The sequence below is a fragment of the Photobacterium kasasachensis genome, assembly GCF_050336885.1.
GTDB classification, from domain to species: domain Bacteria; phylum Pseudomonadota; class Gammaproteobacteria; order Enterobacterales; family Vibrionaceae; genus Photobacterium; species Photobacterium kasasachensis.
Window position 1 is genome coordinate 1 of record NZ_JAKJSH010000010.1, and the last position, 12,881, is coordinate 12,881.

The 12,881-nt window shown below is 52.1% G+C and carries 10 protein-coding genes; 6 read left to right on the top strand and 4 right to left on the bottom strand.

What is annotated here, in order from left to right; translation table 11 throughout:
* Positions 1 to 66: 66 nt before the first annotated feature.
* The 3 genes from L4D19_RS14775 to L4D19_RS14785 form a co-directional block, all read right to left on the bottom strand.
* The gene (locus L4D19_RS14775) at positions 67 to 1,434 is read right to left on the bottom strand and encodes an anti-phage deoxyguanosine triphosphatase (RefSeq protein WP_428453079.1); all 1,368 of its coding nucleotides are present in this window, start codon (positions 1,432 to 1,434) and stop codon (positions 67 to 69) included.
* Positions 1,434 to 2,018 carry a 5'-deoxynucleotidase gene (gene yfbR, locus L4D19_RS14780; RefSeq protein WP_428453080.1) on the bottom strand — a complete coding sequence of 195 codons (585 nt, stop codon included), beginning with the start codon at positions 2,016 to 2,018 and terminating at the stop codon, positions 1,434 to 1,436. Before yfbR ends, L4D19_RS14775 begins: the two co-directional genes overlap by 1 nt.
* Before the next feature lie 145 nt (positions 2,019 to 2,163).
* The gene (locus tag L4D19_RS14785) at positions 2,164 to 3,378 is read right to left on the bottom strand and encodes a pyridoxal phosphate-dependent aminotransferase (protein WP_428453081.1); all 1,215 of its coding nucleotides are present in this window, start codon (positions 3,376 to 3,378) and stop codon (positions 2,164 to 2,166) included.
* A 441-nt stretch (positions 3,379 to 3,819) separates the two neighbouring features.
* Between L4D19_RS14785 and L4D19_RS14790 the strand changes: the two genes are divergently transcribed.
* Genes L4D19_RS14790 through menE form a run of 6 tightly spaced genes read left to right on the top strand, consistent with a single transcriptional unit; the run spans position 3,820 to position 10,907 of the window.
* Positions 3,820 to 5,136, top strand: a complete 1,317-nt coding sequence (locus L4D19_RS14790; protein ID WP_428453082.1) for an isochorismate synthase — start codon at positions 3,820 to 3,822, stop codon at positions 5,134 to 5,136.
* Positions 5,133 to 6,881 carry a 2-succinyl-5-enolpyruvyl-6-hydroxy-3-cyclohexene-1-carboxylic-acid synthase gene (gene menD / locus L4D19_RS14795; protein WP_428453083.1) on the top strand — a complete coding sequence of 583 codons (1,749 nt, stop codon included), beginning with the start codon at positions 5,133 to 5,135 and terminating at the stop codon, positions 6,879 to 6,881. The genes L4D19_RS14790 and menD overlap by 4 nt, the downstream gene beginning before the upstream one ends.
* A complete protein-coding gene (gene menH / locus L4D19_RS14800) occupies positions 6,865 to 7,653 on the top strand; it encodes a 2-succinyl-6-hydroxy-2,4-cyclohexadiene-1-carboxylate synthase (RefSeq protein ID WP_428453084.1) in 789 nt (262 codons plus the stop codon). Before menD ends, menH begins: the two co-directional genes overlap by 17 nt.
* A 3-nt stretch (positions 7,654 to 7,656) precedes the next feature.
* A complete protein-coding gene (gene menB, locus L4D19_RS14805) occupies positions 7,657 to 8,523 on the top strand; it encodes a 1,4-dihydroxy-2-naphthoyl-CoA synthase (protein ID WP_160648641.1) in 867 nt (288 codons plus the stop codon).
* 15 nt (positions 8,524 to 8,538) lie between these two features.
* The gene (gene menC, locus L4D19_RS14810; RefSeq protein ID WP_428453085.1) at positions 8,539 to 9,513 is read left to right on the top strand and encodes an o-succinylbenzoate synthase; all 975 of its coding nucleotides are present in this window, start codon (positions 8,539 to 8,541) and stop codon (positions 9,511 to 9,513) included.
* Positions 9,501 to 10,907: an o-succinylbenzoate--CoA ligase gene (gene menE / locus L4D19_RS14815; RefSeq protein WP_428453086.1), complete on the top strand. Its 1,407-nt coding sequence runs from the start codon at positions 9,501 to 9,503 to the stop codon at positions 10,905 to 10,907. The genes menC and menE overlap by 13 nt, the downstream gene beginning before the upstream one ends.
* 92 nt (positions 10,908 to 10,999) lie before the next feature.
* On the opposite strand, the gene L4D19_RS14820 is transcribed toward menE, so the two are convergent.
* Complete coding sequence (locus tag L4D19_RS14820; protein WP_428453087.1) at positions 11,000 to 12,874, bottom strand: MFS transporter; 1,875 nt, start codon at positions 12,872 to 12,874, stop codon at positions 11,000 to 11,002.
* Positions 12,875 to 12,881 lie beyond the last annotated feature (7 nt).

The window sequence follows — 12,881 nt, forward strand, 5'->3', positions numbered from 1 at the left end:
GGGTTAGGGTGGGGTTTGAGCGAACCCCCTCCCAGCCTCCCCCTTGAAAATGGGGAGGAGCTTTGTCTAAAACCCATGCCCCTCGTGGCCGACGCCAACAGCGGTAGTTGGTTGGAATAGAGTGCTGTAAAGCCGCTGAGCAAAGCCATCAGTCATTCCCGAGATATAATCCGCAATGATCCTGTGCGCATTTTCTCCATTACTGAAGGCCTGCTCCCATCGCTCCCGAGTATTGGCTGGAAGCAGACGCTCCGGATCGGAGGCAAATGCCTCGAACAGTTCCATGACCAGTTGTTGTCCCTTGTATTCGAGCAACTGGATCTCCGGTTTTTTCACCACGAAATCACTGACAAACTGTTTTAACACCTCCAGCACCCGCTCCATTGATTCGGAGAGATAGGCGTTCCACTGTAGCAGGGATTCGTCAAAACTATCGACGCCGTTTTGAATAGCCGGAGCGATATGAATGGAAGTCAGCAGGGCGTTGACCATTGCCCCGATGGCATCTTTACGCTGGTGGTGGGTGCCGAATAGCTGTTCGCTGAGCTTGCCAATACGCGCCTCCAGCCAGGGCTCACCGCAGTCGGCAAGCTTGCTGGCGACGGCCTCGTGCCATTGCTCGCGGGTGACGATGCCCATCACGATGGCATCTTCCAGATCATGCACACCATAGGCGATATCATCGGCCAGCTCCATAATCGAACAGTCGAGTGATTTGAAGCGTGTTTTCAGGTGCTCTGTCGGGCTAGTGCGTTGATGGCGCATCTGGCTAAAGAGTTCGCGGTCGTGATCGGAGAGCAGTGCCAGCACCCATTCGAAGGTTTCCGTATCATCGTTATACACCCCTTTGGCAGGGTGCCAGTCTTTGGCTTTCAGGTGGCGAAAGTTGGCCACTTCTGTCGGTAGATCGGTGGCTCGGGTATTGCTGATAAGTGCCGGGTACTTGAGTAGACCGAGCAGGGTTCGGCGCGACAGGTTCATACCGAAGTGTTCGGTATAGGGCTCGAGCAGAGCTACGATACGAAATGTCTGGGCGTTGCCTTCGAAGCCGCCGTGCTCACGCATCATGTAGTTCAGTGCTACCTCGCCGCCGTGGCCGAAGGGAGGGTGACCGATATCATGTGCCAGACACAGGCTTTCCATCAGGCTAGTCGATGGCAGCAGATCACGAAACGTTGGTTGTTTGATTTTCAATTGGGCCACAATGCCGGTGCCAATTTGGGAGGCTTCCAGGGAATGCGTTAGCCGGGTGCGGTAAAAGTCATGATGCCCGGCTCCGTGGACCTGAGTTTTAGCCTGCAAGCGACGGAATGCGGCAGAGTGCAGGATCCTTGCCCGGTCGCGCTGGTAGGCTGAGCGATGGTCGTTGCGGCGAACTTTCTGTTCATTGCTTTTTCGGTTTTCCCAGCCGGGATCGAGAATAAATTGTGTCATTAACTGATGTCGTCCAGTGTTAGGTTGAAACTATCTACAAAAGTATCGAGAAAGTACTGCACCTCGGGACTGGAGCGCTCCGACAGGGTCTGTTCGAGGCGTTTCTTGGCCTGGGTAAATTCATGGTTGCCGGCACTGAGTTCTTCAAGGCACTTGAGGTACGCACACAAGCTGTCAGCTTGCTTGACGATGGCATAATCCTCTTTGTTGATAGTGTGGCTATCGAGCAGCGGCGCGTAGTCGTCCCGGAATTCCTCCGGCAGCATCGACAGCAGCTTTTGCTCGGCAGCAAGCTCAATCTTTTTATACTCTTCGGCAATGGTCGGGTTGTAATATTTGATCGGGGTTGGCATATCCCCGGTCAGCACTTCGCTGGTGTCATGGAACATACCGAGCAGGGCAATGCGCTCGGGATTGGTGTTGCCGCCGAATTTACGGTTTTTGATCAGTGCCAGAGCATGGGCGACAAAAGCGACCTGAAGGCTATGTTCTGAGATGTTTTCCGTCGAGACACTCCGCATTAGCGGCCAGCGCTGGATGAGCTTCATACGTGCCAGGTGGGCAAAAAAATGACTTTTTTCCATATCGATACTTCTTTTGCGGCTGAGAGTGAGGCTGATTGACTGTATTCAGTTTGGCCTATCTAGTTAAAGGTAACAGAAAAAAACGCGAGGTAAATAAAAGCCCCAGTAAAAACTGAGGCTTGGCTTTGCTTGGATGGGGCAATGATTATTGGCGGTAGCTATGCAGGAAGCGCTCAAGGCGGCCTATTGCCAGTTCGAGATCGTCAACCCGTGGCAGGGTGACGATGCGGAAGTGGTCCGGCTTCTTCCAGTTAAAGCCGGTGCCGTGTACCAGCAGAACTTTTTCCTGTTGCAGGAAGTCCAGCGCCATTCGCTCGTCATCAACAATATTGAACTTTTTCTGATCCAGTTTCGGGAACAGGTACAATGCTCCCTTGGGTTTCACGCAGGAAATACCGGGGATTGAGGTGATCATGTCATAGGCTTTGTCGCGCTGCTCAAGCAGGCGTCCGCCGGGCAGAATCAGCTCGTTGATACTCTGGTAGCCGCCGAGCGCGGTTTGGATTGCATGCTGCATCGGGACATTGGCACAAAGGCGCATTGACGACAGCATTTCGATCCCTTCGATGTAGGGCTTGGCTAGGTGTCTCGGCCCCGACAGGATCATCCAGCCGGCGCGAAAACCGCAAACGCGGTATGATTTTGACAGGCCATTAAAGGTGACGCAGAAAACATCTTCGGCCAGCGGGGCGATAGAAGTATGCTGGGCTCCTTCGTACAGGATTTTATCGTAAATCTCGTCGGCAAAAATAATCAGGTTATGCTGGCGGGCTATCTCAACCACTTCCAGCAAAAAGTCACGGCTATAGACCGCACCTGTCGGGTTGTTCGGGTTGATAAGCACGATACCGCGGGTATTGGGTGTGATCTTGCTGCGTATATCGTCAAGATCGGGATACCAGTCAGCTTCCTCGTCACAGATGTAGTGAACCGGATTTCCTCCAGAAAGCGACACAGCGGCTGTCCAGAGTGGATAGTCCGGTGCCGGTACCAGAATCTCATCACCATTGTTGAGCAGTGCTTGCATCGACATCATGATGAGCTCGGAGACACCGTTACCGATATAGACGTCTTCGACATCAATATCGAGCATGCCGCGTTTTTGGTAATGCTGCACAACCGCTTTTCGGGCCGGATAAATGCCTTTTGAATCACAGTAGCCCTGCGATGTCGGCAAGTTACGGATCACATCAACCAGGATCTCATCTGGTGCATCGAAGCCGAACGGGGCTGGGTTGCCGATGTTCAACTTCAGAATTTTGTGGCCCTCTTCTTCCATGCGTTTGGCATGTTTGAGAACGGGACCTCGTATGTCGTAGCAAACATTATTTAACTTGGATGACATCCCGATGTTGTGCATTGCTTGATTCCTGCGCAAATTATTATGTATTGACAACAAATTACACTATGAATCTGTATAAAATAAATACCCTGCAGGAAAAAATCGTGAAGAATAGTATTTTATGTAATTAAATTCTATTTGCTTAGGTGTGATCCACTGGTTTCTGATCTGCCGTAGAGGTGTTCGCACCATGATTGTTTTGAGACTGGTGGTAGAATGGGTACCTGACCGGGAGGAAAACCTTTGTCTGGTGCCGTGATCAATTGTGATGAGATATGAAGAGTCGTGTTGACTAATTACTTTATTAGTCAGACTGCATGAACTGAGGTAGAATGGCACATTCACTATGTGGTTAAGCTTTTAACCCACATAAAGGTAGAATTATGTGCCAAGTGATTGGCATATTAATAATCAGCCAGGGATGAGCCGCTAGGGTGCTTAGAGCTGAGTGAGGTTACCTTGACCGCGTTACAAACAGCAGTTGAGTCTTTGATTAAGAAAATTCAACAGGCGACACAAACAACCCAACGATTAACGGTGGCGCTGGAATTACCGGCCAATACCGACCTTATTGACTGGATGGAGTCACAACCTCTCTTTCCGAAATTTTACTGGCAGTCTCGAGATAGCCGTGAAGAGGTAGTGGCACTAGGCCAGATCAAAACCTTTACCGATCCGATGGCGGCAGAAAAAGTGCTGTTGGACGAACAACGCATCTGGGGCGGGCGCTCTTTTGACGGCCGGACCAGCCGCAATCGCCGTTGCCTTTCTTCTTTTTTCTTTTTGCCGCAGCTGGAAGTGATCCGTTTGGACGGCAACTGGCAGCTGGCCGTAAACCTCTCGGCAGATGATAAAGAAAGTACTTTGCAGGCATTGTCACAGATCACGCCTGACACATCGAAAGTCCCTGAGATAAAAAGCAAGATCCTAGGTCGCTCATATGCACCTGACTTTGCTGGCTGGTCTGCGATGATCGGCAATGCGCTGGATGCAATTTCTCAAAACCTTTTCGAAAAGGTGGTCTTGGCGCGACGCACGACGTTGCAGCTTGATTTGCCTGTTTCACCGGCACAGCTACTCAAGGCCAGTCGAAGCCGCAATATCAGCAGCTTTCACTTCATGATGGCGATGGATGCCAAGCACTGTTTTGTCGGTTCGACGCCAGAGCGGTTGTTCCTGCGTCAGGAGCGCGATCTGCAAACCGAAGCACTGGCGGGTACGATTGGCCGCGGGCAGGATCTGTCGGAAGATGATCAACTGGCGCAATGGCTAATGGACGACAATAAAAACCGCTATGAAAATCGTCTGGTGGTGGATGATATTGTCAACCGCCTGGTACCCCGCTGTGCAACGATGAACGTAGCGGAGACGCCGGAGCTGGTTCGTCTGCGCAAAGTGCAACACCTGAAACGCAGTATTGGTGCCCAGCTCAATGAGCAGGTCTACAGTGCCGATCTGTTAGATAGCCTGCAGCCGACCGCGGCTATTGCCGGCTTGCCCCGAGAAAAGGCATTGGATTTTATTACCGAGCACGAACCTTTTGCCCGGGGTTGGTATAGTGGGGCAGTGGGCTTTCTTAGCCGCCAGCGCAGTGAGTTCTGTGTCGCTATCCGCAGTGCGCTAATCATGGGCGAAGAACTCCACCTGTTTGCAGGGGCAGGCATTGTTCCCGGCTCGACGGCTGACAGCGAATGGCAGGAGCTGGATCGCAAGACTTCGACGCTATGCAGTTTGCTTGGCTCCGAAGAGCCTGAACTGGAGCGCAAATCTGCATGACTCGGGCTGGATTTACACCGTTATCGGTTCAGAATGACGCTTCTGCATATCGGGCGGCCCTGAATAACCAGTGGGCCGGCCTGATGCTCGAAGAACTGGTACGGCTGGGCGTAAAACATGTGTGTATTGCGCCTGGCTCTCGTTCGACTCCCTTGACTTTGGCGGCGGCCAATAATGACAGGCTGACACTGCATACACATTTTGATGAGCGCGGGTTGGGCTTTTTGGCGTTGGGTATTGCGAAAGCATCGCAACAGCCTGTTGCCGTGATTGTGACTTCGGGTACCGCCGTCGCCAATTTATTGCCAGCCGTTGCCGAAGCCGGTCTGACTGGCGAAAAACTGGTAGTGCTGACATCGGATCGCCCCGTGGAGCTGATCCAGTGCGGTGCGAATCAGGCTATTCGTCAGCATGGCATTTTTTCTGACCATGTGACTGAGTTTCATGATATCCCGTCGCCGACGCTTGATATTGCACCCGGCTGGTTGCTGACAACGATTGATGCGGCCATGTATCAGCAGTCTATTCAAGGTGGTGCTATTCACTTTAATTGCCGTTATCCCGAGCCTTTGTACGGTGAAGATGTCGATTTTTCCCACTACCTTGCGCCGCTGAATGAATGGCTGGCTGATGACCAGCCGTATACCCATTTCCAGCAGGCTGATGCCGGACAGGTTACGCTGGACCCTCTCGCCTGGTCTTCGCTGGTCGCGAAGAAAGGGCTTGTTGTTGCCGGTAGAATGTTACCTGGTGAGTTGTCTGCAGTTCAGGTGCTGGCTGATAAACTGGGCTGGCCATTATTGGTTGATCCCCAGGCGGGCGGAACCAGTGACTGGGCTGGTTATGATGTCTGGATGCAAAATGCCGAGTGTCGCCGACATATTGAACAGGCTGAGGCGGTATTACAGTTCGGTGCCCGCCTGGTTTCCAAGCGCCTGTTGCAATTGATCGCCGAGCGGCAGTGGCTGGACTATTGGCTGGTGGACCCTCTGTCGGTACGACTGGACCCATCTCACCGCCGTAGCCAGCGTGTCCAGGCCAATATCAGAGCCTGGGCTGAAACCGCAACCCAGAAAACCTCTGACTCTGTTCATTCTGGTTGGGCTGAACCGCTAAAACGTGCCTCGGCCGGGTATTTTGAATTATTGGCCGGCCGCGAAAAGAGCCTGAATGAGCTCAGTCTGGCGGCTCACTTACCTTGCTGGTTGCCTGATCACACTGAGATTTTTCTCGGCAATAGCCTGATTGTTCGTCTGCTGGATATGTGTGGCCAGTTGCCACTTACTGCAACGTTTGCTAATCGCGGCGCATCCGGTATTGATGGCCTGATTGCAACGGCAGCAGGGGTACAACAGGCAAGGCAGGCCCCTTTGCTGTGCGTGCTGGGCGATACCTCGCTGCTTTATGATCTTAATTCTCTGGCACTGTTGAAGCAGGCTGACTATCCGGTTGTGGTGCTGGTGACCAATAACGATGGCGGGGCGATTTTTGATCTCTTGCCCGTTCCCGATCTGCAGAAAGAATCCTTGTACCGGATGCCGCACGGGCTGGAATTTAGACATGCCGCTGCCATGTTCGGATTACATTACGCTTGTCCGAATTCATTGCAGGAAGCCGAACAGGCTTGTAAGCAGGGATTAAGCCAACCGGGTGCGACACTGGTAGAAATCAAAACACCGCCGGGTCAAAGCGGCGAACTGATAAAGGCCCTGTTTGCAGAGGTGAAGAATGCCACTTTACTCTGACACCTATGGTTGTCGGACCGGAAGTGACACTGAGCGCCCGGTGTTGGTTTTTCTGCATGGTCTGCTTGGTTCCGGGCAAGATTGGCGTCAGGTGGTGAATAGTTTGTCGGCATCGTATGACTGCCTGACGATTGATTTGCCCGGGCATGGTCATAGTCAGCTATTGATGCCGTCCGATTTTGAACAGGTAAACCGGCAGATCTTGCAAACCCTGTCACATCGCAATGTTCGCTCTTATGTGCTGATTGGCTACTCGATGGGCGCCCGCCTTGCGATGTATCATGCCTGTCTTCCTGACAATCAGAGTCAGGGAAAATTGGTTGGGATGGTACTCGAAGGTGGTCACTTTGGTCTTCCGCGCGCAGAATGTGCCGCCAGGCTAGCCAATGATCAGAAATGGGCACAGCGATTTGTGTCAGAGCCTATTTCCCAAGTCCTGGCTGATTGGTATCAGCAATCTGTTTTTTCGTCACTAAATCATGACCAAAGACAAAGTTTGATCTCAAAACGCAGTGATAACCTTGGGGCTGGTATAGCACGTATGTTACAGGCTACATCGTTAGCCAAACAACCCGAGCTGCAGTTACGGGTTGAACAATTGTCGTTCCCGGTTCACTATATTTGCGGAGAGAACGATAACAAATTCAGAAGCCTAGCTGAAAATTCGGGATTAGATCTGACCGTGATCCCGTCAGCGGGGCATAATGTCCATGTTGAACTACCTCATGAGTTCAGTATGGCTGTCACTCATTTTTTAGATAGATTGGAATAAATCATGGCAAGAACCGTAGGTCTGACTGAAGAAGAACTGTATGCACCGGTAGAATGGACGGATTGTTCAGAAGGTTATGAAGACATTCTTTTTGAAAAATCAGCAGATGGTATCGCGAAGATCACCATTAACCGTCCACAGGTACGCAATGCATTTCGCCCTCAGACAGTGAAAGAGATGATTGATGCGCTGGCTGATGCCCGCTACGACGAGCAGGTTGGCGTAATTGTTCTGACGGGTCAGGGTAAAGATGCGTTCTGCTCTGGCGGTGATCAGAAGATCCGCGGTGACTACGGCGGCTACCGTGATGAATCAGGTACCCATCACCTGAATGTGCTGGATTTCCAGCGCCAAATCCGTACTTGCCCTAAGCCGGTGATTGCCTCTGTGGCTGGTTATGCCGTTGGTGGCGGTCATGTCCTGCACATGATGTGTGATCTGACAATCGCGGCAGATAATGCCCAGTTTGGCCAGACAGGTCCTAAGGTCGGCTCTTTTGACGGTGGCTGGGGTGCTTCTTACATGGCACGTATCGTTGGCCAGAAGAAAGCGCGTGAAATCTGGTTCCTGTGTCGTTTCTACGATGCTCAGGAAGCCGTTGATATGGGCCTGGTAAACCATGTAGTCCCATATGAAGAGCTTGAGCGCGAGACAGTCCGCTGGTGCCGTGAGACGCTGCAGCATAGCCCTATGGCGCTACGTTGCCTGAAAGCGGCCCTGAATGCCGACTGTGATGGTCAGGCGGGTCTGCAGGAGCTGGCCGGTAATGCGACGATGATGTTCTACATGACTGAGGAAGGTCAGGAAGGTCGTAACTCGTTTAACGAGAAGCGCCGTCCGGACTTCAGCAAGTTCAAACGTAACCCATAAGCGAGTACTGAATTTATGCGTAGCGCAAAGTTGTATCAGTACCAGCTGCCAATGGACAGTGGTGTAATTCTGCGTAATCAGCGTCTGGTAACCCGTGAGGGCTGGATTGTTGAATTACGTGACGGTGAGGCTGTCGGTTTCGGTGAGGTTGCGCCGTTGCCGGAGTTTAGTCAGGAAACGGCGGAACAGGCTGGCCAGCAGGCTCAGCAACTGCTGAATGCCTGGGTAAGCGGAGAAGCGCTTGATTATGCTACTGCGCTTCCTTCGGTAGCATTTGGCTTGAGTATGGCCGAGCTTGAATTGGCCGGTGGCCTGCCTGCGGAAGGTAACTATCAAGTTGCACCGCTGTGTGCCGGTGATCCGGACGATTTGGTCGAAGAACTTAGCAAGATGTCGGGCGATAAGATTGCCAAAATCAAGGTCGGCATGTATGAGGCGGTTCGCGATGGCATGGTCGCCAACATGTTTATCGAGGCGATCCCGGAAATCCGTTTACGTCTGGATGCCAACCGCAAATGGACGCCGCTGAAAGCACAGCAGTTTGCCAAGTATGTTAAGCCTGAGCATCGTGCCGGGATAGTGTTTCTTGAAGAGCCCTGCAAGACGCCGGCTGACAGCCTGGCTTTTGCCGCGGAAACCGGTATCAATATCGCATGGGACGAAACGGTCCGTGACGAAGGGTTTGAGGTTAAAGCCGAGCCTGGTGTAGTGGCAATCGTGATCAAACCGACTCTGGTGGGTTCGGTTCAGCGTTGTATGGCGCTTGTTGAGCAAGCGCATGAAGCCAAGCTGACCGCAGTGATTAGTTCCAGCATGGAATCGAGTCTTGGGCTGAACCAGCTCGCACGTTTTGCGGCCTGGCAGACTCCGGGTGTGATCCCTGGGCTTGATACCATGCAATTGTTCAGGACGCAGCTTGAAACACCGTGGCCGAACTGCGAACTGCCGGTAACCGGGTTGTCTGAGCTTGAGGTGGTATGGCAGAAGTAACGTCATACTTTGCCACATGGCCCTGGCAACACTGGGCAACAAAGCGGCCGTCAGCGGCCGCTTTGTCTTTTGGCGAGCAGACATTTAGCTGGGCTGAGGTTTCGGCGCGTATTGATGAGTATGCGCAGGGCTTGATTGAGCAGGGGGTGAAGCGTGATCAGCTTATTGCCGTTGTTGCCCCTAACTCGGTGCAGGTACTGTGGCTGATTCTGGCTGCTATCCGGGTTGGTGCCCGTTATGTAGGCTTAAATCCGAGAAGTAGTCAGCCTGAGCTGGACCAGCAGCTTGAGTCATTGCAATGTGATTTCATCTGGTATCCCGCCAAAATAGAACATGCATTCGAGCATTACGCCCGAGTGAGCCTGTTGCCTCCTCTGCAGCCTCGTCTGGTACCGGTGACCTGGCAGCCGACACGTCCGGCGACCTTAACCTTGACCTCAGGCTCTACCGGGCAACCAAAGGCTGTGGTGCACTCCGCACAAAGCCAGTTGGCAAGTGCCGCCGGGCTGCTGGAGTGGATGGATTATGGTGAGCAGGATAGTTGGTTGCTGTCGTTACCGTTATTTCATATCTCGGGGCTGGCGATTGTCTGGCGTTGGTTATATCGCGGCGCGGGACTGGTTATTGCCGAGCCTGCACAGTTCGAGACGGCTCTTGCTGCAGTTACCCATGCATCACTGGTACCGACTCAGCTCCAACGGTTGCTGGTCTCGCAAGATCGATCTGATTCACCTTCATTAGCCCTAAAGCAGGTACTATTGGGCGGTGCGGTGATACCCGTTAGCCTGACGAAGCAGGCTGAGGCTGCCGGGATTAATTGTTGGTGTGGTTATGGTCTGACCGAAATGGGATCAACCGTAACGGCTAAGCGGGCAGATGCCAGCAGTGGTGTCGGCAGTTTGTTGCCCAACCGGGAGCTAACCCTGAAAGATGGTGAGATCTTGGTTCGGGGTAAGACGCAGTGCATCGGATATTATCGTAATAAGACTATTTTTCCGGTGGCCGACGCCGAGTGGTTCGCAACCAAAGATCTTGGCCGCTGGTCTGGCGAAGAGCTCCATATTCTTGGTCGGATCGATAACATGTTTATCTCTGGCGGTGAAAACATTCAGCCTGAGATGGTCGAGAAGGAGCTGCTGGCACACCCAGGCGTGAAACAGGCGTTTGTACTGCCTGTCGATGATAGTGAATTTGGTCAGCGCCCGGTTGCTATTGTCGAAGTAGAAATGCCACTCGATAATAATCTTAAGCAGAAACTGCACGAGTATATGCAGGAAAGAGTCACGACATTCCGTCGCCCGGTTGAGTATCTGGAAATGCCCGATAACCTGGGAGCGGGCGGGATCAAGGTCTCGCGTAAACGCTTGGCTGAGTGGCTTGATACACAGGAATGAGTCTGACACTAAGCCTCAAAGTAAAAGCGAGAACGTATTGTTCTCGCTTTTTGCTTTTTCTAGGCGCTGTTTTCTAGAAACTAGCCTGACTATTATTTATTTTCTCCTCGTAATGCCAGGACTTGTTCCCGTAGCATTGCACTGTTTGCCTGTTTGGCCTCGACAGGGGAGCCTGCGACGATATCGACTTTAGACCAACAACGCTTGGGGATCTTCAGTAGCGCACGTCCGCCTTCGCGGCTGAAGTAGCTACCCCACAGGCCTTGTAGCGCTACCGGTATCACAGGCACATTCGAGCGCTTGATAATTAGGTCAATACCTCGCATAAAGGGCCCGACTTCACCATCATAGGTGAGTTGTCCCTCCGGGAAGACACAGACAATATCGCCCTGTTCCAGATATCCGTTAACTTTGATGAAAGCCTTGAGGATCGATTTTCGATCTGTGGAGTCGATAGGGATGACTTTGCAGGCTTTACAGAAGGCCTTGATGAACGGGATATTGTAAATATCCTTGTCCATCAAGAAACGGATTGGTCTTGGGCAGGCCCCGGCCAATAGCAGCGCATCCATATAGCTGACGTGGTTGCTGACAATCAGGGCGCCGCCTTTGGTTGGAATATTGGACAGATCTTTATGACGAACCCGATACATGGTGTGGCTGACCAGCCAGACAACAAAGCGCCAGAAAAAGTCAGGAGCCTGGGTGTAGATGTAGAGGACGACAAAAAAGTTTACCAACGACAGGAACAGGAAGAACTGCGGAATCGACAGTCCTAGCACCGACAAAAATACAATTGCCGTGATGGCGCTGACCACCATGAAGATGGCATTCCAGATGTTATTGGCCGCAATAATCTGTGCACGCTCTTCCTCTTTGGCCCGGCTCTGCATCATGGCATACAGCGGAACAATGAAGATCCCGCCGGACACGCCGAGCATAGTCAGAGAAACAAAGACCCGTAGTAATTCAGGGTTAGTCACAAAGGCTAAGAAACTTTGGGCTGCCGGAACGACATCGGGAGTGGCAAACATCAGGTCGGCACCAAATAGCGTGATCCCCAGGCTGCCGAGGGGCACGATTCCCGGTTCAATACGGTGGCCGGATAAGCGGTCGCAGAGTAATGAGCCGATAGCGATACCGATGGAAAAAAGGGTCAGCAAAAAAGAGACCGCTGCGGCACTGCCACCTAAGTGGAGTTTGGCAAAATTAGGAAATTGGGTTAAGTAGCAGGCTCCCAAAAACCAGAACCAGCTGATCCCCATGACGCATTGAAAAATAGTCTTGTCCTTGCGGGCGATAGACAGAGTGTGGCGCGTCTGACGGACTGGATGCCACTTAAAGGGAATATCGGGGTTGCTTGGTTTTGCCTCTGGGATCCAGCGTGAGCTCAGATAGCCGATTACTGCAAAACAGATAACACTGGTAGCGGCAATAGCGGGGGCATTTTCCTGGTTGGCAATGACACCGGCAAGCAGAGTACCGAGCAGAATAGCCAGGAATGTACCGGTTTCAACCAGTGCATTGCCTGATACAAGCTCTTCTCTTTTAAGGTGCTGTGGCAGCAGGGCATATTTGGCTGGGCCAAAAAATGCTGATTGTGTTCCCATTAAGAACAGCAGCACCAATAACGCCATATAGCTTTCGGTCAAAAAGGCGATGGCCGCCAGCGACATGATCACAATCTCGGCCATTTTGACGACTCTCATGATCAGTGCCTTGTCATATTTATCGGCAAGGACACCGGCAGAAGCCGAGAACAGGAAAAACGGCAGAATAAATAATCCCGCCGCGAGATTGATAACCAGATCGGAGTTGATCGGCAGGGTGCCGGGGGCCGCAAATGCGATAAGAATGAGTAGTACATTCTTATACACATTGTCATTGAAAGCCCCAAATGCCTGGGTAAGAAAATATGGTAAAAAACGCTGTTTAGTTAGCAGGCGAGACTGGGGCTTTACACTCATTGAAGTC